The sequence below is a fragment of the Tsukamurella sp. TY48 genome, assembly GCF_019656655.1.
Classification (GTDB): domain Bacteria; phylum Actinomycetota; class Actinomycetes; order Mycobacteriales; family Mycobacteriaceae; genus Tsukamurella; species Tsukamurella strandjordii.
Genome location: NZ_BPMV01000002.1, coordinates 652,345 through 676,458 on the forward strand (window position 1 = coordinate 652,345; position 24,114 = coordinate 676,458).

Annotated in this window: 16 protein-coding genes and 1 pseudogene; 4 read left to right on the forward strand and 13 right to left on the reverse strand. The window is 68.4% G+C overall.

Annotated features, from left to right (window positions below):
* Nucleotides 1–37: 37 nt before the first annotated feature.
* The 8 genes and pseudogenes from TTY48_RS18980 to TTY48_RS19015 all read right to left on the reverse strand — a co-directional run bounded on the left by TTY48_RS18980 (nt 38) and on the right by TTY48_RS19015 (nt 12,047).
* Nucleotides 38–2,230: an MMPL family transporter gene (locus TTY48_RS18980; protein WP_220659192.1), complete on the reverse strand. Its 2,193-nt coding sequence runs from the start codon at nt 2,228–2,230 to the stop codon at nt 38–40.
* Nucleotides 2,227–3,057: a GNAT family N-acetyltransferase gene (locus TTY48_RS18985; RefSeq protein ID WP_220659193.1), complete on the reverse strand. Its 831-nt coding sequence runs from the start codon at nt 3,055–3,057 to the stop codon at nt 2,227–2,229. Before TTY48_RS18985 ends, TTY48_RS18980 begins: the two co-directional genes overlap by 4 nt.
* Nucleotides 3,054–4,391 (reverse strand): lysine N(6)-hydroxylase/L-ornithine N(5)-oxygenase family protein, encoded by a 1,338-nt coding sequence (locus TTY48_RS18990; protein ID WP_308443065.1) that lies wholly within the window; start codon nt 4,389–4,391, stop codon nt 3,054–3,056. Before TTY48_RS18990 ends, TTY48_RS18985 begins: the two co-directional genes overlap by 4 nt.
* Nucleotides 4,392–4,479: 88 nt before the next feature.
* On the reverse strand, nt 4,480–7,215 hold the full coding sequence (locus TTY48_RS18995; protein ID WP_255585830.1) for a glucosidase: 2,736 nt from the start codon (nt 7,213–7,215) through the stop codon (nt 4,480–4,482).
* A gap of 55 nt (nt 7,216–7,270) precedes the next feature.
* Nucleotides 7,271–7,996, reverse strand: a complete 726-nt coding sequence (locus TTY48_RS19000) for a pirin family protein (protein ID WP_220659195.1) — start codon at nt 7,994–7,996, stop codon at nt 7,271–7,273.
* Between the two features lie 94 nt (nt 7,997–8,090).
* Nucleotides 8,091–10,109, reverse strand: a complete 2,019-nt coding sequence (locus TTY48_RS19005) for a PDZ domain-containing protein (protein ID WP_220659196.1) — start codon at nt 10,107–10,109, stop codon at nt 8,091–8,093.
* A gap of 16 nt (nt 10,110–10,125) precedes the next feature.
* A pseudogene (locus tag TTY48_RS19010) lies at nt 10,126–11,298 on the reverse strand (IS3 family transposase).
* Between the two features lie 53 nt (nt 11,299–11,351).
* Nucleotides 11,352–12,047 (reverse strand): hypothetical protein, encoded by a 696-nt coding sequence (locus TTY48_RS19015; RefSeq protein WP_220659197.1) that lies wholly within the window; start codon nt 12,045–12,047, stop codon nt 11,352–11,354.
* A gap of 418 nt (nt 12,048–12,465) precedes the next feature.
* On the opposite strand from TTY48_RS19015, the gene TTY48_RS19020 reads away from it, so the two are divergent.
* Nucleotides 12,466–13,077 (forward strand): hypothetical protein, encoded by a 612-nt coding sequence (locus TTY48_RS19020; RefSeq protein ID WP_220659198.1) that lies wholly within the window; start codon nt 12,466–12,468, stop codon nt 13,075–13,077.
* 205 nt (nt 13,078–13,282) lie between these two features.
* On the opposite strand, the gene TTY48_RS19025 is transcribed toward TTY48_RS19020, so the two are convergent.
* Entirely contained in the window at nt 13,283–13,792 is a 510-nt protein-coding gene (locus TTY48_RS19025; RefSeq protein WP_220659199.1) for an Lrp/AsnC family transcriptional regulator, read from the reverse strand.
* Between the two features lie 110 nt (nt 13,793–13,902).
* On the opposite strand from TTY48_RS19025, the gene ald reads away from it, so the two are divergent.
* The gene (gene ald / locus TTY48_RS19030; protein WP_220659200.1) at nt 13,903–15,018 is read left to right on the forward strand and encodes an alanine dehydrogenase; all 1,116 of its coding nucleotides are present in this window, start codon (nt 13,903–13,905) and stop codon (nt 15,016–15,018) included.
* 9 nt (nt 15,019–15,027) lie between these two features.
* Here ald and TTY48_RS19035 read toward each other — a convergent pair whose 3' ends face one another.
* The gene (locus TTY48_RS19035) at nt 15,028–16,908 is read right to left on the reverse strand and encodes a DUF294 nucleotidyltransferase-like domain-containing protein (RefSeq protein ID WP_220659201.1); all 1,881 of its coding nucleotides are present in this window, start codon (nt 16,906–16,908) and stop codon (nt 15,028–15,030) included.
* A gap of 141 nt (nt 16,909–17,049) precedes the next feature.
* Here TTY48_RS19035 and TTY48_RS19040 point away from each other — a divergent pair, with 141 nt between their 5' ends.
* Together TTY48_RS19040 and TTY48_RS19045 are read left to right on the forward strand one after the other, a co-directional pair.
* A complete protein-coding gene (locus tag TTY48_RS19040; protein WP_220659202.1) occupies nt 17,050–18,621 on the forward strand; it encodes an amino acid permease in 1,572 nt (523 codons plus the stop codon).
* 86 nt (nt 18,622–18,707) lie between these two features.
* Nucleotides 18,708–19,712 carry a glycerophosphodiester phosphodiesterase gene (locus TTY48_RS19045; RefSeq protein WP_220659203.1) on the forward strand — a complete coding sequence of 335 codons (1,005 nt, stop codon included), beginning with the start codon at nt 18,708–18,710 and terminating at the stop codon, nt 19,710–19,712.
* A gap of 54 nt (nt 19,713–19,766) precedes the next feature.
* Here the strand turns inward: TTY48_RS19045 and TTY48_RS19050 are convergent, their stop codons facing one another.
* The 3 genes from TTY48_RS19050 to TTY48_RS19060 form a co-directional block, all read right to left on the reverse strand.
* Nucleotides 19,767–20,228 (reverse strand): hypothetical protein, encoded by a 462-nt coding sequence (locus tag TTY48_RS19050; RefSeq protein ID WP_220659204.1) that lies wholly within the window; start codon nt 20,226–20,228, stop codon nt 19,767–19,769.
* Between the two features lie 175 nt (nt 20,229–20,403).
* Nucleotides 20,404–21,735 (reverse strand): pitrilysin family protein, encoded by a 1,332-nt coding sequence (locus TTY48_RS19055; RefSeq protein WP_220659632.1) that lies wholly within the window; start codon nt 21,733–21,735, stop codon nt 20,404–20,406.
* A 2-nt stretch (nt 21,736–21,737) separates the two neighbouring features.
* Nucleotides 21,738–23,987: a polyribonucleotide nucleotidyltransferase gene (locus TTY48_RS19060; RefSeq protein WP_220659205.1), complete on the reverse strand. Its 2,250-nt coding sequence runs from the start codon at nt 23,985–23,987 to the stop codon at nt 21,738–21,740.
* Nucleotides 23,988–24,114 lie beyond the last annotated feature (127 nt).

Here is a 24,114-nt window from a genome sequence, read left to right on the forward strand (position 1 = left end):
CGTGCACGATCCTCTACGACGGATTCGATGACTCGGATCACAGCCGGGCGGGGTCGTCGTCCAGCGGAGACCTGACCGGCGTGTGATCAGCGGTGCCGGGAAGCTGGAATCCGGGCCACCAGTTGGCGGTGCCGGCGATCTTCATGAAGGCGGGCACCAGCACCATCCGCACGAGGGTCGCGTCGAGGATCACGGCGAGCGCGAGTCCCACGCCCAACATCTTCATGAACGACACCTGCGAGGTACCGATCGCCGCGAAGACCACCGCCATGAGCAGGGCCGCCGCGGTGACCACCCGGGCGGTGCTCGCGATACCGCGGGCCACGGCCTCGTCGTTCGCCGCCCGGTCCTGCACCCCCATGCCGTCCCACTCCTCCTTGATCCGGGACAGCAGGAAGACCTCGTAGTCCATCGAGAGGCCGAAGGCGATGCAGAACATCAGCACCGGCATATCGGCGATGAGGTGCCCGGTCACGGTGGTGCCGAGGCCACCGAGGTTGCCCCACTGGAAGATCCACACCATCGCCCCGAAGGTCGCCGACAGTGAGAGCACGTTCATCACGAGCGCCTTGATCGGGAGCAGCACACTGCCGGTGAGCAGGAACAGCAGCAGGAAGGTGGTGACCGCGATCGCCAGCAGCACCTTCGGGACGGCGCCGAGGATCGAGTCGACCGCGTCCCGATCGGCCTGTGCCGCACCGGCGAACAGCACGTCTCCGGGCGGCTGGACGGCGCGCAGGGCGTCCAGTTGGGCCCGGCCGGCCTCCGACATCGGGTCGCGGTCGCTGGCCACCGTGAGCAGCAGCTTCGTCCCGGCCCGCGCGGTCGGATCGCCGTCGGCCACGCGCACACCGCGCTGCCAGGTGCCGTCGGGTCCGAGGACCGCTCCGGTGCCGTCGACCAGGGACAGCTCGCGGGCGTAGCCCTCGCTGCCCGACGGTGCGCCGTCGGGCAGCAGGATCAGCACATCGGCGGTGGGATTCGGGGTGAAGGAGCTCCGGAGTTCGTCGCCGACCCGGTGCGAGGAGGCCTCGCGCGGCAACACCCGGTCGTCGGGATAGCCGAGCTTCGCGGACAGGAACGGGGCGCCGAGCACGAGCAGCAGTGCGACGACACCGATCCCCAGCGGCAGGGCGCGGCGCTGCACGCCCCGGACGATGCCGTACCAGCGGGATTCTTCGGCGGGGCGGGGCCCGCGGCCCACCCGCCCCTTGTCGATCCGGTTCCCGAGCACGGTGAGCACGGCCGGCGTGATGATGAGCGTGGCGAGGGCGGTGAAGCCGACGACCACGAGTCCGGCGTACGCGAAGGACCGGAGGAAGTACATCGGGAACAGCACCATCGCGGCCAGGCTCAGCCCGACGGTGACGGCGGAGAAGACCACCGTGCGGCCCGCCGTGGTCATGGCAACGACGAGCGATTCGTCGCGGTCACCGCGCGCGGCCACCTCCTCGCGGTACCGGCTGACCACGAGCAGCGTGTAGTCGATGGCCAGTGCGAGGCTCATCGCGGTGATCAGGTTGAGGGCGAACACGGAGACGTCGGTGACTTCGGCGACGAGCCGCAGGAGACCGGAGGTGGCGATGATGGCGGCCACTCCGAGCACCACCGGGACCGCGGCGGCGACCAGTCCCCCGAACGCCCAGACCAGCACCAGGAAGGTGAGCGGGAGCGCCACGAGCTCGGCGCGCAGGAGGTCGCGGCCCGACTGCTCGTTGATCTGCTGGTAGGTGATGGTCTCGCCGCCCACATCGAGCCGGATCCCGGTGGGTGGCGGCGGCAGGGCGTCGACCAGTGCCTGCGCGTTCTTCGGGGCCTCACCGCTGCCGCCGGACACCGCCGCGACGATGAGCCCGGTGCGGCCGTCCGCCGAGGTCAGGCGTGCCTGTGCGGCCGGTCCCGACCAGGCGGAGGACACCCGCTGCACGGTCCGGTCGGCCTGGAGCCGTTCGCTGACCCGGGCGGCGTAGTCGGCGCCGACCGCCGGATCGGCGCCCTCGGGCGCGGTCAGCGCGAGCACCAGCGAGGATCCGCCGCGCCCGAACTGCTCGTCCAGGACGGCCTGCGCGCGAGCGGATTCGGCGGCCGGGTCCACGCTGCCGCCGCTCTTGAGGGCGCCGCCCACACCGGCGCCGAGCCAGCCGAGCACGATCAGCACCAGGCCGGCCAGGAGGAGCACGGTGCGCGGGCGGCGGATCACCGCCCGGGTGAGCGGTGCGATCAGGTTCACAGTGCGGCCACCAGCGCCCGCACGTCGTCCATCAGGCCCCGGCTGCGCAGGCGGTCGGCGTCGAAGAGCACCAGGAAATCGGCCATCTCGAAGTCCGGGTCGTACGAGGGGTCGCCGCAGATCAGGCCGCCGTACCGGATCGCCGTGGGGATGGTGGGCGGCACCAGTTCCTCGACTGTGCCGGCGGGCCGCGGTAAACGCGCCAGGGGGACGCCGTCGACCTCGACGGGGCGGCGGGGCACGGCGTACAGCTCGCCGACGGTGCGACTGTCGGTGTCGTCCACGTACCCCTGGGTGGCGCGGATCAGCGCGCCCCGGGGGTGCACGCCGTCCTCCATGCGGACCGACATGCAGCCCATCGCGTACTGGAACCCGGAGCGCTCGTAGAACTCCAGCAAGGCGATCCGCAGGAGCACGGAGACCACACCGCCGCGGAAGTCGGCCGCGATGGTGGCCCGGCCCCATTCCGCGACGTCGTCGGCGATCGCGGCGAACTGCGGGCTGAGCCGGAACATGGTCTCGGTGAACACCTCCCGCTGGTCCCGGGGTGCAGGCAGGATCACCCGGTAGCAGCCGACGATGCGGCCGGTGGGTTCGTGCCGCACCAGCAGTTGCGAGCTGTACGCGTCGAACCGGTCCACATCGATGGGGCGGCCGAGTCGTTCGCTCATCGTGGCACCGGGCAGCGGTGCGCCGAGCTCGGTGGAGAAGGCGTCGTAGCGCAACGCCTGCGCGAGTTCGACGTCCCGGGGATCGTCGGCGACGAAGACCGTGAACGGTGTGGTGGCGGTGGCGCGGAACAGCGGGCTGTCGGTGCGGCTCGTCATCGCTCCTCCTCGTGATCGTCGTGTTCGAGTGCGGCTGCGATCTCCCCCGCCCGGACGGCGGCGTTGGAGAGGAGTGTGGTGGCGAGGCCGTGGCCGGTCAGATCGGCGCCCTGTACGTACAGGCCCGGGACCTCACGGCCCTCGATCACGGCGCGGTGCGAGCGCGCGACCCGGACATCGGTCCCGTCCGGCGCCGCTGTGGACAGGCCGTGCAATCCGGCGGGACGGAAGCCGGTCGCGCAGATCACCGCGTCGAAGGGCGCGGTGCGTTCCTCGCCCGTGGTGGTGACGCGCACAGTCACATCGAGCAGGCCGTCGGCGGCGGGACCGCAGGCCGTCACCTCGCTGGTGCGGTGCACTCGCAGGCGGTGTTCGCCGCTGACCCGCTCGCGGTACCAGCGGGTGAACAGGTCCTCGGTGAGGGCGTGTTCCACGGCGCCGTAATTGGTGTTGGCATGGCGCCGCAGTAGGTCGTCCCGCACATGCGGCGGCGCGATCTGGAACTCGTCGACCACCTCGGGGTCGAAGATCTGGTTCACGAACGGGCTCTCGTCGACCGCGGCGAGACCGAAGCCGCGGAAGACCACGTCGACCGCGGCTCCGGCGTCATGCAGGTACGCGGCCACCTCGGCGGCCGACTGACCGCCTCCGACCACGAGGAACCGGCCCGCGTCGAGGCCTCCGCCGAGTCGGCGCCGCAGCTCGTCGACGCGGTCGAGCAGTTCGATCGCGTGGAAGACGCGCCCACTGTCGGCGTTGCTGCGCGCCCAGTCCGGAAGGCTCGCCTGCAGGCCCCGCGCGACGACCACGGACCGCGCCCAGACCGTGGAGACGGTGCCATCGCGACCGCGGTGGCGCACGGCGAACCGGGCGCCCGCGGGCGCGGTGGGTTCGGCCGCCTCGATGGCGGTCACTTCCTCGCCGTAGGCCACGACCCGGTCGAAGCGGCCGGCCGCCCACGCGAGGTAGTCGGCGAATTCGGCCCGTTCCGGGGTGAGTGTCGCGCGGTTGACGAAATCGACCAGCCGCCCGCGCGCCGCCAGGTAGGAGACGAAGGAGAAGGTGCTGTGCGGGTTGCGGAGCGTGGCGAGGTCCTTGAGAAAGCTGATCTGCATCGTGGTGCCCGGCAACAGCATTCCCGGGTGCCACTGGAAGCGGTCGCGGCGTTCGAGGAAGACGGCATCGGTCTCCGCCGCGGATTCCTCCAGCGCGATCGCCAAGGCGAGATTGGCGGGTCCGAAACCCACTCCCACTACATCGAAGACACGGGCGTCCGGTTCCGCGTCAGCGAGGACCGGAACCTCGGCCCCAACCCCCGATTTGGATCGCATCATCGTCCCTGACCTCCGGGCGGATGCCGTTGTCAGCGTCCCGCGTGGAGCGAATCTTAACTCCCCGAAGCAATGCGTACACTGTTCTCAATCAGGTGAATTCACCATTGTTTTCGGGATGCACGGGTGTATCGAACGCGGGCGGCTCCAAAGGCAGACGCGGGTTGTGCAAGTGAGCCACCAGACCCGTCCATCCGGTCTGGTGCGTGGCACCGAGTCCCTCGCCCGTATCGCCGTCGAAGTACTCGTAGAAGGTGGGGTGCTGGGACCACAGCGGATTGTCGCTCCCTTCGATCCGCGCGGCGTCGGCCGGCCGGCGGGCGCCGCCACCGTCGGCCCTGGTGACCGGGCGGAAGAGCCCCACCAGCCCACCGTCGATCACATCGGCCGCCTCCTCGAGCGTGCACAGGTTGTCCGAGCCGGTGGGGATGGCGATGGTGAACGCGTCGCCGAAGTGCCGGCCGTAGGTGCGCAGCTTGTCGGCCAGCAGCACGTTCACCGGGAACCACACGGGACCGCGCCAGTTCGAGTTGCCGCCGTACATCCCGGTGGTCGATTCGCCGGGCTCGTAGGCGATCGAGACGGAGTTGCCCTCGACATCCTCGGTCACCTGCTGCTCCGCCTTCGACAGCGAGCGGATGCCGTAGGGCGCCAGGAACTCCGCGGGGTCGAACATGCGCTCCAGCACGCGCCGCAGCCGGTCCGGATTCACCAGCGACAGCAGCATCTTCCGCTCGCCGCCCTCGCCGATGCTGTCGAGCAGCGGCTCCACCAGTTCGGGGCGGCGCTGGCGCAGCCAATTGAGCCGCGCGGTGACGTCGGGACACTTCTCGGCGATCCAGGTGGGCACGTCGGTGGCCCCCAGGATGGGGAGCAGCCCCACCATCGATCGCACCCGCATCGGCTGCGCGGTGCCATCGGGGCGCACCAGTACGTCGTAGAAGAAGCCGTCCTCGTCGTCCCACAGGGAGAGCCCGTGCGAGCCGAAATTGTAGGTGGCGCGGGAGATCTGCAGGAAGTGCTCGAGGAACTTGGTGGCGCAGTCCTGCCACGCCGGATCGTGCCGGGACAGTTCGAGCGCGATCTTGAACATCTGCTGGCAGTAGAAGGCCATCCAGCTGGTGGCGTCCGACTGCTCCAATCGATAGCCGGGCGGCAGCGGCGCCGAGCGGTTGAAGAAGCCGATGTTGTCCATGCCGAGGAAGCCGCCCTCGAAGACCCCCGCATCGTCGGAGCCCTTGCTGTTGACCCACCAGGAGAAGTTGAGCAGCAACTTGGTGAAGACGCGCACCAGGAAGTCGCGGTCGCGGTAGCCGTCGATGCGGTACACGTGCCATGCGGCCCAGGCGTGCACGGGCGGATTGACGTCGCTGAACTCCCATTCGTAGGCGGGGAGTTGGCCGTTGGGGTGCATCGCCCATTCGCGGCACATGAGCACCAGCTGTTCCTTGGCGAATTCGGCGTCCACGTGGGCCAACGGGATGCAGTGGAAGGCCAGGTCCCAGGCGGCGAACCAGGGGTACTCCCACTCGTCGGGCATCGAGATCACATCGGCCAGCGAGAAGTGCTTCCAGTTGGTGTTGCGGCGCCCCGGATCCGCCCGCTCGCGCGGCGAGGGGTCCACGGCCGGGTCGCCGTCGAGCCAGCTCTCCACGTCGTACCGGTAGAGCTGCTTGTTCCACAGCATGCCGGCGTAGGCGCGGCGCGCCACGTGCCGGTCCTCACCGGTCACGTCCTCGTGGATCACGGTGCCGTAGAACTCGTCGGCCTCGGCGCGGCGGTCGGCCAGCACGGCGGCGAAACCGGGACCGAAGGTATCCAGCGACGGTGCGCGGTGCGACAGGCGCAGCCGCACCGTCACGCTCTCCCCCGGCGGGACCGAGGCGAACCGGTACCAGAACGCGGCCTTGGTGCCGCGCCCCTCCGGATTGACCGCTGACTCGTCGCCGTGCACCACCCGCTTGTTGATCGCGTCCTTCGGATAGGGCGAGGCGTTCTCCGCGTTGCCGAACAACTCCACGCCGTCGGTCTCGTTGTCGCAGAAAAGGACTTCGGGTTCGCCCTCGGCCGCGAGGTAGTACTCGCCCAGCCACTGGTGCGTCACCCGGACGGCCTCCAGGCCGCCCGCGGCGAGCTCGGACTGCGGCAGCCGCGCGATCTCCCCGCGGCGGTCGTCGTGACCCCAGGCCCAGGTGTTGCGCAGCCACAGTTGCGGCAGCAGATCGAGCGGGGCGGGCGACGGGCCGTTGTTCACGGCTTCGATCTCCACGCAGATGTCGTCGGGGGCCGCCTTGCCGTAGCGCACGTGCACGTCGAAGAAGCGGTTGTCCGCGAGGATGCCGGTGTCGGCGAGCTCGAACTCACGCTGGGCGCGGTCGCGGGCCGCGTTCTCCTCGCGCAGCCGCTGGTAGGGGTACTCGGCCTGCGGATAGCGGTACATCCAGTGCATCCAGCTGTGCGTCGGCGTCCCGTCCACGGGCCACCAGTACTCCTTGACGTCCTCACCGTGGTTGCCCTGGGCGTTGGTGAGCCCGAACAGCCGTTCCTTGAGGATGGGGTCGTTGTGGTTCCATAGGCCCACGGCCAGGTTGAGGAAGCCGTAGCGATCGCAGATGCCGCCCAGCCCGTCCTCGCCCCACCGGTAGGCGCGGCGGTGCGCCTGCTCGAATCCGAAACTGGCCCAGGCATCGCCGTCGGCGCTGTAGTCCTCGCGGACGGTTCCCCACTGCCGCCCGGACAGGTACGGGCCCCACAGGCGCCAGGGCCCGTCGGGTCCGGGGCTCTCGGCGAGGCGGCGGTGTTCGGCTGTCGGCTCGGTCTCGCTCACGCGGAGAATCTTGCTACAGCAGCACCCGATGCGCAGGGCCGCGGCGCAATCACCGTCAGCGCAGCGCCGAGCGCGCCTGCGCCCGCATCTCCCAGAACAGGATCTCCGCGTCCGCGGTGGCGCGCACGTGCAGCTCTCCGGAGTCGACGGTGCGCAGGGCGTCACCCTCGGCGAGCAGCTCACCGTCGGCCTCGACGATGCCGGTCACCACGAACAGGTGCCCGAAGGGCGCGGGCGGGAGCGTGACCGCCTCGCCCGGGGCGAGGCGGGCGGCGTACAGGGCCGCGGCATCGTTGCCGATGGCGACCGCCGGCTCGTGCCCGGCGATCCCGGAGGCCACCGTGACCAGGCCGCGTCCGTCCAGCGCGACGTCGGCGGTGCGGTACTCGGGCTCACCTCCGGGTTCGTTCGGCGGGAGCCACATCTGGATCACGCGGGCCACGGTGCGCGTGGCGCGCGGGTTCTGTTCGCGGTGGTTGACGCCGGTCCCGGCACTCATCGCCTGGATCTGCCCGGCGCGCACGAGCCCCGTCGACCCCGATGAATCGTCGTGGTGGATCTCCCCCGCCACCACCCAGGTGACGATCTCGGCGTCGCGGTGGAAGTGCCGGTCGACGCCGGAGCCGGGGTCCACGAGATCGTCGTTGTGCACCAGGAGCTGGCCGTGCGCGTTGGCACCGAGGTCGAAGTTGCCGGTGAAGGGCATCGACTGCCGGGTGTACAACCCCTCGCCGCGCCAGTGGGTGCGGTCGGCCGCACGGATGACCCTGCTCTCGCTCACCCCATCACACTAGGCATAGGGCGCGCCCCCGGCCGATGACCACGGTGGATCACCGGCCGGGGGCGGCGGTACGAGTCCCGTTAGGGGGCAGCGATCACGACTTGGTGACCTTCAGTTCGACAGGATTCTGCAGACGCGAGACCTTCAAGGTGACCTCGGTCCCGGGCTGCACCGCCTGCCAGGCCTTCGTAAAGCTCGCCTGATCGGTCACCTTCACACTGCCGACTCCGACGATCACGTCATTCGCCTGGAGACCGCCCTCGGCGGCCGCCGACCCCGCGGGAACGTCTTTGACCAGCCGACCTTGACCGACCGGAAGGCCGACCACACTCGACACCGCCTCATCCGAGATACCCGTGAGCTTGGCACCGAGCCAATCGATCACCGACGTCTCCGCGGTGTTCGTGCTACTCGAACCCCGAAGACGAGTCGGCGGCGGGGTACCGGTCGTGCCGGGGCGGCCGAACTCGTTCATCGGAATGTTCCTGAAGCCCAGCCCGATCGCCGGCGAGTCGGGAGCCACGGTGAAGTCCAGGAGACCAGCCGTCTGCCACGGATTTCCCGCGACGAGCTCGGGGTCCGCGATGAGCGACGCGATGTCGGCCCCCTTAGCCCTCCAGGAATCCAGTGATCCCGGGAGGCTCACTGCGGATCCGTTGTTCCAGAAGAGGTTGGAATCGTAGACAGTCTTGGAGCGACGGGGATCCGCAGCGATGTCTCCGTGGTGACTGTACGGCCCGGATCCGAGAACGATGTTCCGCTCGATCGAGTCGCCGTTGTCTTCGAAGGACACCTGCTCGAAGATCCGCCCGCCGACCAGGATGTTGTTCTCCACGGTGCGTTCGAAGCCATCCCGCAGCTTGATCCCGGAGTTCAAGAGCAGGTTGTTCCTGACCACGTACCTGCTCGATCCGTCGTCGAGATCGATCGCCCAACTGCTGTTGTGCCAGATCCGGTTCTGCTCGATCGTGATGGGCTTGAGCACATCGGCCCGGACCGCGGCGCGCAGCTCCGCCGACGGCTTCGGCGTGTTCTTCGAGTAGCCGCCGCCGCTCGTGTTCGTGAACGGCCACCAGCGGTCGCGCCCCCAGGCGTTGATCGGACCGTGGTCGCCCGTCTCCTGGACGGTGTTCCAGATGTCGTTCTTACTCACGACGTGGCCGCCCCACGAGCCCTCGTTGAAGTTGATAGCGGCTCGAGGCGTGTCATGAATCGTGTTCTGGGTGATGGTGACGTCCTGAGCGAGCGATACTTGGACGCCCGCCACCTGCAACTCGTAGTTGCCGATGTCCGTGATGAGGTTCCGGCCCACGTGGATCTGACGGGGGTAGTCGTCGCTGGCCGGGCCCGACTCGCTGACGTCGAGCGTCTTCTGGAAGGAGTCGAAGTACGACGGGGACCTCATGGAACTGGCCAATCCGGCCACGACCACGGCACTCGCCCCGATCTCTCGGAACTCGTTGTCGTCGATCTTGTTTCCGATGTTCCTTCCGGTGAGCATCACAGCGTTGCCGCCGATCTGGCGGAACGTGGAGCCGACGACGTTGACCCTCTCCGTGTTGCTGAGGGTCACAGCCCCCTCCCGCACGATGCCCCAATCAGACAGCAGCATCTTCTCGTACTCACTGTTGAACAGGGTGCGGTGAGTTCTGGTGATTTCGATACCACTGAACGTGATGTCGTGCACCGCTCCTCGCTCGTCGCCTTCGGCGACGATCACTTTGTTCAGTTCGCCCAGCCCGATCGTGGAGCCGTTGGGATCTCGATCGCCGGCTTGGCGCAGGTACAGCTTGCCCGTATCGCGGTCGTAGAACCATTCACCGGGCGCATCCAACTCTTCCTGGATGTTCTCCACCATCCGCCTCTCGGCGTTGATACCGGACCCACGATTGTTGTCGCCTACCCACTGCAGTTCGGGTTTGCCATCGGCGTTGACGCCGGTGATCCGGAAGCTGTTTCCGCCCCATTCCTTGTCATGCTGGGCACGCACCAGGCCCGTCGTCGGGTTCTTCCAGGACTTCACCCGCTCGGGCGACAGCGCATCGCCGGCGTAGCCACCGAGAATCTTTCCCGGTGTCGGATCGAAGGGGTCTGCTGAAGGTTTCGTTGTCACTTCAGCTCAGTGATTGTTAGGCCGCGTTGGCGGCTGTGTAGATCATCTCAAATTCGATGGGTGTGAGCTTGCCGAGTGTGCGTTGTCGCCGGCGGCGGTGGTAGGTCCGTTCGATCCAGACGACGATTGCCGTCCGCAGTTCCTGGCGGGTGGTCCACTGCTGGCGGTCGAGGACGTTCTTCTGCAGCAGCGAGAAGAACGATTCCATCGCTGCGTTGTCCCCGGCGGAGCCGACCCTGCCCATCGAACCGCTGAGCTGAAACCTGTTGAGCTGCTCGGTGAACCGGCGTGATCGGAACTGGCTACCTCGATCCGAGTGCACTACGCATCCGGCAACCGCGGCAGGGCCACCGCGCCGGGTCACGGCGCTGTTGATGGCGTTGACCGCGATGCGGGTCTTCATCCGTTCGTCGATCGAGTATCCGACGATCCGATTCGCATAGACGTCTTTGACCGCGCACAGATACAACTTGCCCCTCGCGGGTGTGGTGCTCTGTGATATCAGTGAGCCACAAACGGTTCGGGGCCTCAGCGGAGAACTCGCGTTCTACCAGGTCGTCATGGACCGGCGGTCCGGGACGTTTGCCGCTGCCGCGCCGGCGGCTGTGCGCGGAGAACAGACCAGCTTGTGAGCACAGCCGCCACACTCGCCGCTCCGACACACTGTGACCGGCAGCGACGAGTTCGTCGGCGATGAACCGATACCCGAACTCCGGATCATCACGATGGACATCGACCGCAGCATTAGTCACCACCGCATCATCGACATCACGGTCACAGACTGGAACAGCGCTCCAGGCATAGAAGGCTTGGCGGGAGAACTTCAGAACCCGGCAGGTCACCGCGACGGCAATCCCGTCAGCGGCCAGCTCGCGGACCAGCGGGAACATCATTTTGGGGACGAACCGAGCTTCAGATTCGCCTGCGACAAATACGCCGCCGCCCGCCGAAGGACTTCATTCTCCTGCTCCAACAGCCGGATCCGCCGCCGCGCTTCCCGCAGCTCCTTCGCCTCGTCCCGGCTCACACCGGGACGAACACCGTCATCGACATCGTCTTGCCGCAGCCACCGCCGCAAACACGACTCCGCGATCCCGAAATCCTCCGCTACCTGTTTGAGCGAGACCTGCCCCGACCTGGCCACGCGGACCACATCAGCACGGAACTCCTCTGGATACGCCTTCGGCATGGTCGATCATCCTTCCAGCAACAGTCCGCAGACCGCTACAGATCAGGTGACAACTAGACCTTCAGCAGACCCAAGTTCGGGTACCGCGCGAGGATCTGGCGCTCCCCGTTCACCGAGAGTTGGTCGAAATCGAGGCCTGGCTGGAGCTGCGCGACGTACTGCCCCGGCTTCTCCCCCTTCTCCCACCGAGGCGCCAGGGTACGGCCGCCGGCAAGGATCGCCTTCTCCCCCGCCTGCGCCTTCCACACCACCGGCGACTTCTCCGATCCCGAGTCCTCAGGGCCGAAGCGCAAGGGAGCGTCGAGCGCGTACTCGCCACCCGCGAGAACGACCTCGATCCGCGCGTCGCTGTTGTTGCGCAATGTCTCGCGCACCTTCGCCTGCGCACCGACCAGGTTCGTCGGATCACCCTGCGTCCCATAGGAATCAGCACGTCCCGACGGCGCGGCGTGGATCACCACCGTGTCGGAGGTCCGGGCTTCGCCCACCCCAACGGCACTCCCCGCCTGCGCCGGTCCGCCGAGCGACGCCAGTGCTTGGATCGTGTTGTCGATACCGCGGAGGATGTTCTGGAAGCCCTCAACCAGCCCGAACTGGCGACTCGAGGCGCCGCCGATGAACGGGTCAAACCCGAAGAAGGTCTTCCCGGCGTCACCCTGAGCGACGCTCGGTGACGTCAGCGAGGTCAATGCAGGAACGCCCCACTCGGTCCCGCTCGCAGTCACCGACGGTTGGAAGCTTCCGTCCATCTCCGCCTCATCGGACCGGGCCGAGCCTCGGGAGCCGGTACCGATTCCCGAGCCGGCCCAGGACTCACGGTCGGCCCAGGGGCTCGACGGGGAGTCCTGCGAGGACGTCAGCCGAGTCACCAGATCAGCGAGGCGGGCCAGATTCTCGGCGCGGGTATCCGGCGTCGTGCCCGAGAGGTCTGTGGACGAGGTTCCAACGGACGGGTCCGATCCGGAGGTCGATACATCGGTCACTTCGGTGATGGCCGTGGCGCCGGCGCCGGATGACGGCGCCCCCGTCCCGGACGGTTCGGCTGCGTCGTCGCCGAGAGATGTCGTCGTGCGCGCCTCACCACTCGCCGAATCGGTGCCGGAATCAGAACGGCCGCTTGTGGTCTCCGCCCGATCGGACGACGCTGCACCACCGTCTGGATCCTGCGTGCCACTGATCTCACGAGCCGAATCCGAGGTGGTACCGGCTGCGCTCGACGTGGCGCCGGACGACGATCCGGCGGTGCTCTCGTCGGCGTCCGCTGTCGTCTCGCGGGCCGACGATCCCGTCGCCCCCGATGATGTGCCCGAGGATGCGGCGGACGAGCCGGTCGCATCCTCCACTCCGGCATCACTCTTCGAAGTCGCCTGCGAAGGCTGGCCGGACGACGAGCCGTCCGTTGCGGCCTTCCCCGATCCGGATGTGTCCGCAGACTCCGGCGAAGCGTCGGAACCGCTCGTCTTCGCATCATCACTGTCCGACGCGCTGTCCGTCGAATCCTGTGCCGCAGTGGAGTCGCCACTGGACGGTGCGCCGCTGTCAGCCCGCGCCGGCGCACTCACGGCCGCGAACAGTGCTCCACAGAACATCAGTGCACCGAACGCGATCCGAGACGCCGCTGCGAGCCAGGTTGCGGTTCGGCCACGCGCGCGTTTCTCGGATCGTCTCCGTCCGAGAGAGTTTCCTCGCCGCAGGATCACGCTCCCGATGGCGGCGCAGACCACCACGAGGAGTACGACAGCATATGCATCAGGGCTCATAACGAACGACCTTTACTGAAGTCCCAATAGAGATGGCGATGCGCAGTTCCCGACACCGCTTCGTGAAGAACAGAACCACAGATCGGATGATTAGGTCGCAAATTTGTCGCAAATGGTCGCCGATTCAGGGGCATTGCACCCAATCTGCTATTCCTTACGCGTCATAGATCCCATCTATCTGAGTCCTAGCTGCTCCGCGGCCGAACTGCGACAACCGGCCCGAGTCACAGCGGGGCCGAACCACGGACGTGTTCGAAGACCAGCGAGGTGTTGGTGCCGGCGATCTCCTCACGCGCACTGAGGTGTTCGACGAGGTGCCGTAGATCGTCGGTGTCGATGGCCGCCACGTGCAGCACGTAATCGTCGCCGCCGGCCAGGAAGTAGGCGTCGATCACGGGTGGCAGGTCGATCACCGATTCCACGAACTGGCGGATGCGGTGCCGGGCGGTGGAGCGCAGGCGCACGGAGATCATGGCGCGCAGCGGGCGACCCACGGCGGCGGGATCGACATCGGCGTAGAAGCCGCGGATCACGTTCGCCTCCACCAGGCGGCGCACCCGGGTGTGCACGGTGGAGGCGGCAAGACCGACCTCCTCGGCGAGCGCGGCGTTGGAGACCCGGCCGTCGCGCTGCAGCACCAGCAGGATGCGGCGGTCCACCTCATCGAGAAGCGGACGACGATCGTTCGGCAGCGGCGGGCGGTACGCGGAGTTCTGAGAATCTTCGTCTCCCATGGCCGAAGATTACAGAATCTCCTTCGGAGGGATTGTGCACTTGTCGATGTTTCTTCACACTTGTGACACAGGCCATAGCTCGCCCATCCCGTCCCGAACAGGAGCACACGATGCGTGTCGGAATCCCCACCGAGATCAAGAACAACGAGTACCGCGTGGCGATCACGCCCGGCGGCGTCGCCGAACTGGCGCGCCACGGCCACGACGTCCTGATCCAGCAGGGCGCGGGCCTGGGTTCGGCCATCAGCGACGACGACTTCACGGCGGCGGGTGCGCGCATCGTGCCCTCGGCCGACGACGTGTGGGGCGAGGCCGATCTGCTGCTCAAGGTCAAGGAGCCGATCGAACCGGAGTACGCGCGGATGCGTCCCGACCAGACGATCTTCACCTACCTGCACCTCGCGGCGTCACGCCCCTGCACCGATGCGCTGCTGGGCTCGAAGACCACGTCGATCGCCTACGAGACGGTGCAGCTGGCCGATGGCTCGCTCCCGCTGCTGGCCCCGATGTCCGAGGTGGCCGGCCGGCTCGCGCCGCAGGTGGGCAGCTATCACCTGATGCGCTCCAAGGGCGGCCGCGGCGTGCTCATGGGCGGCGTCCCCGGCACCGCGCCCGCGAAGGTCACCGTGCTCGGCGGCGGCGTGTCCGGCATCAACGCCGCGCAGATCGCGGCCGGCATGGGCGCCGATGTGACGGTCTTCGATCTCGACGTGCGCAAGATGCGCGCCGTGAACGCGCAGTTCGGCGGCCGCGTGCACACCAGTTACTCGACCTCGCTCGCGCTGGAGGAGGCCGTGGTGGAGTCCGATCTGGTGATCGGCGCCGTCCTGATCCCGGGCGCCGCCGCGCCGAAGCTGGTGTCCACCGAGCTGGTGCACCGCATGCGGCCCGGCGCCGTCCTGGTGGACATCGCGATCGACCAGGGCGGCTGCTTCGCCGACTCGCGCCCCACCACGCACGACGATCCGACCTTCACCGTGGGCGAGACGGTGTTCTACTGCGTGGCGAACATGCCCGGCGCCGTGCCCCGCACCTCCACCTTCGCCCTCACCGGCGCGACGCTGCCCTACGTGCTGAAGATCGCCGACAAGGGCTGGCGCGCCGCCTGCTCCGACGATCCGGCGCTCGCGGCCGGCCTCTCGACGCACGACGGGGAGCTGCTCAACGCCAGCGTGGGCGCAGCCCTCGACATCCCGGCCAAGACCCCGGAGTCGGTGCTGGGCTGAGCAACCCGCTCACCACTCCCCGGTATCGAGGTACTGCGCGAGGTTGCCCATCCGGCGCTGCACCGCGGCGATCTCGCGTACGCACTGTTCCAGCAGGCCGCGGTCGAGCGACGGGATCCGGCGGATCGACAGCACATCGCCGGGTGTGCGTCCCTTGGCCATCTGCCCCACCTGGTACTCCATTCGGATCCGCTCCAGGATGGAGAAGCAGTCGCGCAGCACCTCAGCCGAATCATCCGGCAGCACGGGCGAATCCGCACCGGCGGCGAGCCGGTTGCGGGTCTGCAGCTTGGTGGAACCGCGGCTGAGCGCCGCCCACCGGGCGATGTTCACCACGGGTACGAGGGCGTGCGCCTTGATGTCGAAGGTACCGCCGCGCAAGGAGATCACATCCCGCACGGAACGGATCCTGGCCTTGGCGGTGAGCGCCTCCCGGAGCATCAGCATGAAGGCGTGCTGATGCTCCGACAGGTGCTGGTACACGCCGGCCACCGGCTGCAGGGTGAGATCGCCCCACACCGGGCGCCCGTCCACCAGCAGCGAGGCCATCATCATGGCGTTGTTGGACAGCGGCGCGTCGATCCATTCGCCTGCCGCGTAGAGCCATTCGGACTCGGTGCGGCAGAACCTGGGCTTCGCGGCGATCGCCCCGTTGGTGTCCGACGGGATACCGCACTCCTCGAGCCGGTCGTGCACCGCGGTGGCGAGGGCGAGGGCGGCCGAACGCCGCTCCTCGACCTGCGCCTCGGTGGCGCCGGGCATATCGGTGAGGATGATGGCACTGTCGACGTCCGAGCTGGGCACCACCTCGCGCCGGGAGACGCTGCCCAGGGACAACCAGGTGAAATCGCCCTCGTGCAGCTCCGGGTGCACGGGCAGTTCGAGCTCGATACAGCGGCGCACCATGGCCTCGATCGCCACCGCCGCGACACCGGAGACGTGCCGCACCGGGGCGTGCTGCCGGGTGAGGACCGGGAAGATCTCGCGGATGGTCCGGCCGATGTCCGGCAGCTCCTCCGCCGGTGCCCGCTCGATCCGGCGCTGCAGCGCGAAGGTCGATGTGGTGGGCACGGTGAGGAAGTCGACGTCCTGGACCACGCCCTGCACGACCCCCTTCGGGTCGAGCACGGCCATGTAGTGCAGTTTGCGGTCGAGCATGTCGATCAGCACATCGCTCGACAGCGTGGTGGCCGGCACGCCGTGCAGCGGCGCCGTCATCACGGCGGAGACGGCATCGGTCACGGGTCTGGCCTGGGAGATCACCCGCGCCCGCAGGTCGTGATCGGTGACGATGCCCAGCGGCTCCCCGGCCCCGTTCTGCACCACGATGTAGCCCGATTTCGCCTCGGTCATCGCGGTGGCGGCCTCGCGGATGCTGATGGTGGGCGGGCAGGTGACGGGGTCGCGGAGCACGATCTCGCCCACGTTGCGCTCGCTGACCTGCTCCGACGACCGCCCCGGAGCCGGTTTGGCCAGCTCGGTGGCGAGGAAGGCGGCCCCGGCGGGCGTGGAGAACATGTCCGCCACCGCCCACGCCGGGAGCTGCAGCAGCGTCACGTCGGTCAGCGCCACCGCGCGGGGGCCGCCCTTGGCGCCCACCAGGATCACCACGTAGCCGAAGACGCCGCCCGGCCCCACCACCTCGTCGACATCGCCGCGGTCCACCGACGCCACGTTGGGCAGGTTCCACAGCCCCACCTGTCCGGAGAGCACCACATAGGCGTGCTCCGGCGACGCCGACATGCCGTCGAGGATCAGCACACCGCGGGCGTACTCGCTCACCGACGAATCGGCCACCAGCCGCGCCCGCTCCTCGTCCGGCAACCCGTCGAAGGGCGCGTGCTGCGAGAGGAATGCGAAGAGCTCCCCGAGGTCGGAGAAGTCGGTCATGCCCTATGTTTACACGCCGCCGCTGATGGATATCCGAAAGTCATCTCGCGGTAACACGTCCGCGGAACGGTTGCGGGGTCTACATTCCCATCCAGCGCACAACCCACCGCGCACCGTCACGTCGAGGAGAAAGACCCATCCATGACGAAACCCGTCGATAAGTTCGCCGCCGAGCAGGAGGGCTACAAGCAGACCCTCGGCCGGCGACACGTGCAGATGATCGCCATCGGTGGCGCCATCGGCACCGGCCTGTTCCTGGGCTCGGCCACCCGCCTCAACAGCACCGGCCCCGCCCTGCTGTTCAGCTACGCCTTCGTGGGCGTGATCGCCTTCTTCCTGATGCGGGCCCTGGGCGAGATGGTGCTGTACCGGCAGAGTTCCGGTGCCTTCGTCTCGTACGCCCGCGAGTTCTTCGGCGAGGGCGCGGCGTTCGCGGCCGGCTGGCTGTACTGGATCTTCTGGGCACTGACGGGCGTCGCGGAACTGTCCGCGGTGGCCAAGTACACGAAGAAGTGGATAGACGCCCCGAACTGGGTCACGGTGATCATCGCTCTGGCGATCGTGCTGGTGATCAACCTGCTCTCGGCGCGCGCCTTCGGTGAATTCGAGTTCTGGGCATCGATCCTCAAGGTCGGCGCCATCGTGATGTTCCTCGTCGTGGGACTGGTGCTGGTGATCGGCCAGGTGACCATCAAGGGCAAGGAGGCCGATCCCGCGCTCGGCATCCCCGCTCAACCCGAACACCAGGCCGGCTTCTCCAACCTGTGGAGCAACCCCGGCGGCTTCTGGCCGCACAGCGAGACCTTCGGCTGGCTCGCGCCCATCGTCGTGATGTCGGGCGTCGTCTTCGCCTACGCCGCCATCGAAATGGTGGGCATCGCCGCCGGCGAGATGCAGAACCCGCAGCGCGAGGTGCCCAAGGCCGTGAACTCGGTGATCCTGCGTATCGCCGTGTTCTACTGCGGCTCGATCTTCCTGCTCGTGTGCATCCTGCCCACCAGCCAGTACGGCGTCACGGACAACCAGGGCAACTACTCCTCGCCCTTCGTCACGGTCTTCGAGCGGCTCGGCATCGGCTGGATGGCCGACTTGATCAACGCGGTACTGATCATCGCCGCGATGAGCTCGCTCAACGCGGGCCTGTACACCACCGGCCGCATGCTGCGCAGCCTCGCCGCCAGCCGCGAGGCGCCGAAGATGTTCATGAACATGAGCAAGTCCGGCGTGCCGGCCACCGGCATCCTGGTGACCTCGCTGTTCTACGTGGCCGGTGCCGTCCTCAACGCGCTGGTCCCCGGCAAGGCCTTCGACATCGCCCTGGAAGCGTCCGCGATCGCCGTCGTGGGCGTGTGGTCGATGATCTTCATCTGCCACATCCGCTACCGGAAGCTGTCCGACGCCGGTCTCGTCCCGTCGAGCTCGTTCCGGGCGCCGTGGGCCCCGTTCATGAGTTACGTGGGCCTGGCCTTCCTGTTCTTCGTGATCGTCGGCATGGCCTACTCGGGCTGGAAGAGCGCCGACGCGTTCTGGGACAAGACCAACTTCATCGTGGTGCTGATCGGCGTGCCGGTGTTCGTGGCCGTGCTCTCGCTCAGCTGGCTGATCATCCGGCCGCGCGTCTCCGACCACCTGGGCGGCGATATGGCGGCGAAGTGGTCGCTCAAGGACGCGGTGGTGAACAAGGTGACGCACGCGAACGACAAGCAGGACTGACGGTGCGCCGAACGCCCGCGGGGTCACCGACCTCGCGGGCGTTCGGCATTCACCGCCGGTTCACCCGGCGCGGCTACCGTTCCGCCATGCGAATCAGCTCACCCGCCCTGCGCCGGATCGCCGCTGCGGCCGCCACCGTCACCGTCGTCGTCGGAGGGGCCGCGCTGGCCGCTCCCGTGCAGGCGGCCCCGTCGTCCTCCTTCGACCTGCAGTCGCATCGCGGCGGCCGGGGCGAGCACACCGAGGAATCGCTGTACGGCTTCGCCCGTTCCGTGGAGCTGGGGGTGAGCACGCTCGAACTCGACATCGTGCTCACCAAGGACAAGGTGCCGCTGATCTGGCACGACCCCACGGTGCAGGCCGACAAGTGCAGCGACACCGCCGCGGCCACACCGGGCGACCCGCAGTTCCCCTACGTGGGCAAGACGATCCACGATCTCACCTACGCCCAGGTGCGAACGCTGCGGTGCGATAAGAAGCTGCCGAAGTTCCCGGACGCGAAAGTGGTCGAGGGCAACCGCATCGCCACGCTCCCCCAGCTCTTCGATCTGGTGGCGGGCTACCGGGGCAACACGATCCGCTACAACATCGAGACCAAGATCGAGGCCGAGGACCGGTCGAAGTCGGCGCAGCCGCAGGAGTTCGTGGACCGCATCCTGGGCGCCGCCCGCACGGCCGGTGTCCTGGACCGGATCACGGTGCAGAGCTTCGACTGGCGCTCGCTGCCGCTGGTGCGCGCCCAGGCCCCGTCGGTGCCGCTGGTGGCCCTCTACGACGCCACCACCTGGAAGAAGAACTCGGCCTGGCTGGGCCCGGTGAGCTACGAGAAGTTCGACGGTGACGTGGTGCGCGCCGTGAAGGCGGCCGGATTCGACGTGCTGTCGCCCGACTACGAGCTCTCCGATGCGAAGCTCGTGACCGCGGCGCACGCCGCCGGCCTGCAGGTGATCCCGTGGACCGTGAACGAGGCGGCGGAGATGCGCCGCCAGATCGGCTACGGCGTGGACGGCATCATCACCGACTACCCGACGCGGCTGCGCGGCGTGCTCGCCGCCGAGGGGAAGCCCGTGCCCCCGGCGTACCGCACGTAGCGCACACGAAAGGCGGCGTCCCTCGACCCGAGGGGCGCCGCCTTTCGTCTGTGGCTATCCCGCGTAGCTCGCGATCGCGGTCCCCACGATGCCGGTGATCTGCACGGTGATCGCGCCCTTGCCCGGCTTCACCTGGAAGGTGCCGTCGTATTCGGACCGGGCCGAACCCGAGGCGCCGGTGGTGGCGTTCTGCCAGAACAGCAGGCGATCGGACAGGTCGACGCCCTTGATTCCCTCGCACCGCTCCTTGGGCAGCGGCGACGGCGGAATGCCGATCACGCCCAGCTCGTGGCGGGCGATCACACAGTTGGTGCGCACGAGCAGGCTCCCGGCGTCGTTGTAGTCACCGACCCAGGTCACGGTGGCGTTCGGGGCGTCGGTCCGAATCGAGGTACCGCCGGTGACGGTGCCGCGGAAGATGACCGAGCCGGCCGCATTCGCCGAGGCCGGCACGAGCGTGACGACCGCTCCGACGGCGGCGACGGAGGCGACCGCAAGACGTGCGAACGATGTCATTGGCATTCCTTTGATCATGGAATCGTTTTTGGCATTGCAAAGCGTACAACCCCGTCCGATTCCACGGACCGCCAACCCGACAATTCGCCACGGCCGAGAACACCCCCGGTCGAGGAAATGCGCGATTCAGATCGAAAGTTTTGTCACCGAACGACAGCTTTCCCGCGCGCGGAAATCATCCCAGCCAATTACGCACCGATGCGGGTAGCCCCCGCTTGCCGCGGTGCGGCCCGAGGACCGCTCCCCCGAAGGGCCGCGACAGCAGATCCCGCGCAACGCGGTTCACATCATCCGCGGACACCCGGTCGATGGTCGCCAGCGTCCGGGTCACCGTGCGCTGGTTCTGGTAGTTGATCTCGCTGCGACCGATCCGATGCATCCGGGACTGCACGTCCTCGAGCCCCAGCACCAGCCCGCCGCGCAGAGATCCCTTGGCACGCGCCAGTTCCGCCGGGGTGAGACCGTTGTCGCGCACGTCCTCCAGCACCGCCCGGGCGACCGCGGCGACCTCGCCGAGCCGCTCCGGCGAGCACCCGGCGTACACCGAGAAGGCACCGGTGTCCGCGTAGGTGTCCACGGCGGAGTACACCGTGTAAGCCAGACCGCGTTGCTCCCGGATCTCCTGGAACAGACGCGAACTCAGCCCGCCACCGATCGCCGTGTTGAGCACCGAGAGCGCCCACCGATCGGGATGGAACCGGCCGTACGCGCGAGTCCCGGCCACCAGGTGCGACTGCTCGCCCTCGCGGCCCACCACGGTGAGCGACGGCGCCTTCGGCGCCCGCCGGATCCCGGAACGCACCGGCGCCGATTCCCGCGCACCGTCGAGCCGGCCGGCGAAAGCCTTGCGCGCCAACCGGACCACCTGCGCGTGCGTCACATTGCCGGCGACGGCCAGCACCATCCGCTCGGGTGTGTAGCGACGCCGGTGGAATCCGCGCAGCCGCGCGGCGGTCATCGCCGAGACCGACTCCTCGGTGCCGAGCACGGGCCGCGCCAGCGGATGATCGCCGAACAGCGCGGCCGTGGCCGCCTCGTTGGCGAGGTCCTCCGGATCGTCGTCGCGCATGGCGAGCTCCTCGAGGACCACCTCGCGTTCGACGTCGACGTCGAGCGGGCGGCACAGGCCGCCGAGCACCACATCGGTGACGACGTCGACGGCCAGCTCGAGATCGGTGTCGAGCACGTGCGCGTAGTAGCACGTGTGCTCCTTCGAGGTGAAGGCGTTGATCTCGCCGCCCACCGCGTCCATCTCGGCTGCCAGCGACGCCGCATCACGGTGCGGAGTCGCCTTGAACAGCAGGTGTTCCAGGAAATGCGCCGAGCCCGCCGAGGCGGGGTGCTCGTCGCGCGAGCCGACCGCCACCCACAGGCCGACGGCGGCGGACCGGGAACCCGGCACCGTCTCCGTGACCACCCGCAGGCCGCCGGGCAGCACACTACGACGGACGGGGGCACCCGATCCGGATGCCCCCGCCCGCGCAGCCTGCGTTTTCAGGCCGCTCAGTGCTACGCCTCGGTCGCCGCGGCGTCCGACTCGGCGGCCGGAGCCGCCTCCTCGACCACGGGGATCAGGCTGATCTTGCCGCGCTCGTCGATGTCCGCGATCTCCACCTGCAGCTTGCTGCCGACGTTGACCACGTCCTCGACCTTGTTCACGCGCTTGCCGTTGCCCAGCTTGCTGATGTGCACCAGGCCGTCACGGCCGGGCACCAGCGAGACGAAGGCACCGAACGCCGTGGTCTTGACCACGGTGCCCAGGAAGCGCTCGCCCACCTTCGGCAGCTGCGGGTTGGCGATGGCGTTGATCCGGTCGATCGCCGCCTGTGCCGACGGGCCGTCGGCCGCACCGACGAACACGGTGCCGTCATCCTCGATGGAGATGTTGGCGCCGGTCTCCTCGGTGATGGAGTTGATCGTCTTGCCCTTGGGGCCGATGACCTCACCGATCTTGTCCACGGGCACCTTGATGGTGGTGATCCGCGGGGCGTACGGGCTCATCTCGTCGGGCGCGTCGATCGCCTCGGCCATGACCTCGAGGATCGTGGTGCGAGCGTCCTTGGCCTGCGCCAGGGCGCCGGCCAGGACCTGCGAGGGGATGCCGTCGAGCTTGGTGTCGAGCTGCAGCGCGGTGACGAAGTCACTGGTGCCCGCCACCTTGAAGTCCATGTCGCCGAAGGCGTCCTCGGCACCGAGGATGTCGGTCAGGGCTACGTAGCGGGCCTGACCGTCGACCTCGTCGGACACCAGGCCCATGGCGATACCCGCGACGGGGGCCTTCAGCGGCACACCGGCGTTGAGCAGCGACATGGTCGAGGCGCACACCGAGCCCATCGACGTGGAACCGTTGGAGCTCAGCGCCTCCGAGACCTGACGGATGGCGTAGGGGAACTCCTCCACCGACGGCAGCACGGGCACCAGTGCGCGCTCGGCGAGCGCGCCGTGGCCGATCTCGCGACGCTTCGGGCTGCCCACGCGGCCGGTCTCACCGGTCGAGTACGGCGGGAAGTTGTAGTGGTGCATGTAGCGCTTGCTCTTCTCGGGTCCGAGCGAGTCGATCTGCTGCGCCATCTTCACCATGTCCAGCGTGGTGACACCCAGGATCTGGGTCTCGCCGCGCTCGAACAGCGCGCTGCCGTGCGCGCGCGGGATCACGGCGATCTCGGCGCTCAGCGAGCGGATGTCGGTGATGCCACGGCCGTCGATGCGGAAGTGGTCGGTGAGGATGCGCTTGCGCACCAGCTTCTTGGTCAGCGAGCGGAAGGCCGCGCCGATCTCGCCCTCGCGGCCCTCGAACTTCGGGCCCAGCTCCTCGAGCACCTCACCCTTGAGGGCGTCGGTGGCGGCGTCGCGCTCCTGCTTGCCGGCGATCGACAGTGCGGCGTCCAGCTTGGCCGAGGCAGCAGCCTCGACGGCGGCGAAGACGTCGTCCTGGTAGGCCGGGAACAGCGGGAACTCGCCGGTGGGCTTGGCAGCGCGCGCGGCCAGCTCCTTCTGCGCCTCGCACAGTGCGGCGATGAAGGGCTTGGCGGCCTCGAGGCCCTCGGCCACGACGGCCTCGGTCGGCGCGGTGGCGCCGCCCGCGACGAGCTCGATGACGTTCTCGGTGGCCTCGGCCTCGACCATCATGATCGCGACGTCGGCGTCCTTGCCGGAGCCCGAGACGATGCGACCCGCGACGACCATGTCGAAGACGGCGCCCTCGAGCTGCTCGACGGTCGGGAAGGCGACCCACTGGCCGTCGATCAGGGCGACGCGCACGCCGCCGACGGGGCCGGAGAAGGGCAGGCCCGCGATCTGGGTGGACGCGGAGGCGGCGTTGATGGCCACCACGTCGTACAGGTCCTTGGGATCGAGCGAGAGCACGGTCACGACGACCTGGATCTCGTTACGCAGGCCGTCGACGAAGGACGGGCGCAGCGGCCGGTCGATCAGGCGGCAGGTGAGGATCGCGTCGGTCGACGGGCGACCCTCGCGACGGAAGAACGAGCCGGGGATGCGGCCCGCGGCGTACATGCGCTCCTCGACGTCCACCGTGAGGGGGAAGAAGTCGAAGTGCTCCTTGGGGTGCTTGCTGTGCGCCGTGGTCGACAGCAGCATGGTCTCGTCGTCGAGGTAGGCGGCGACGGCACCGGCGGCCTGCAGCGCGAACCGGCCGGTCTCGAACCGGATGGTGCGCTTGCCGAACGAACCGTTGTCGATGACGGCGACGGCTTCGGTGATGTCGTCGTCCAGTTCGACCTGGATGTTGTCGGACATGAAGTGAAGTGGAACCTTTCGGACACAGGACCGTCCGTGCCCGGCCACGCGCAGTTGCGCACGGCCTCGTCATTCGACGCGGCGGCGGAGCGCCCCGGTGCGGTCATCGATCGAAGCCGTCGGAATC

Bases quoted from the DNA above. Each gene is read 5' to 3' on its own strand.
- TTY48_RS19015 (WP_220659197.1), bottom strand. From the start codon at position 12,047: ATGGACGGAAGCTTCCAACCGTCGGTGACTGCGAGCGGGACCGAGTGG.
- TTY48_RS18990 (WP_308443065.1), bottom strand. From the start codon at position 4,391: ATGATGCGATCCAAATCGGGGGTTGGGGCCGAGGTTCCGGTCCTCGCT.
- TTY48_RS19060 (WP_220659205.1), bottom strand. From the start codon at position 23,987: ATGTCCGACAACATCCAGGTCGAACTGGACGACGACATCACCGAAGCC.
- TTY48_RS19035 (WP_220659201.1), bottom strand. From the start codon at position 16,908: ATGACCGACTTCTCCGACCTCGGGGAGCTCTTCGCATTCCTCTCGCAG.
- TTY48_RS19025 (WP_220659199.1), bottom strand. From the start codon at position 13,792: ATGGGAGACGAAGATTCTCAGAACTCCGCGTACCGCCCGCCGCTGCCG.
- ald (WP_220659200.1), top strand. From the start codon at position 13,903: ATGCGTGTCGGAATCCCCACCGAGATCAAGAACAACGAGTACCGCGTG.
- TTY48_RS19040 (WP_220659202.1), top strand. From the start codon at position 17,050: ATGACGAAACCCGTCGATAAGTTCGCCGCCGAGCAGGAGGGCTACAAG.
- TTY48_RS19050 (WP_220659204.1), bottom strand. From the start codon at position 20,228: ATGACATCGTTCGCACGTCTTGCGGTCGCCTCCGTCGCCGCCGTCGGA.
- TTY48_RS18985 (WP_220659193.1), bottom strand. From the start codon at position 3,057: ATGACGAGCCGCACCGACAGCCCGCTGTTCCGCGCCACCGCCACCACA.
- TTY48_RS19045 (WP_220659203.1), top strand. From the start codon at position 18,708: ATGCGAATCAGCTCACCCGCCCTGCGCCGGATCGCCGCTGCGGCCGCC.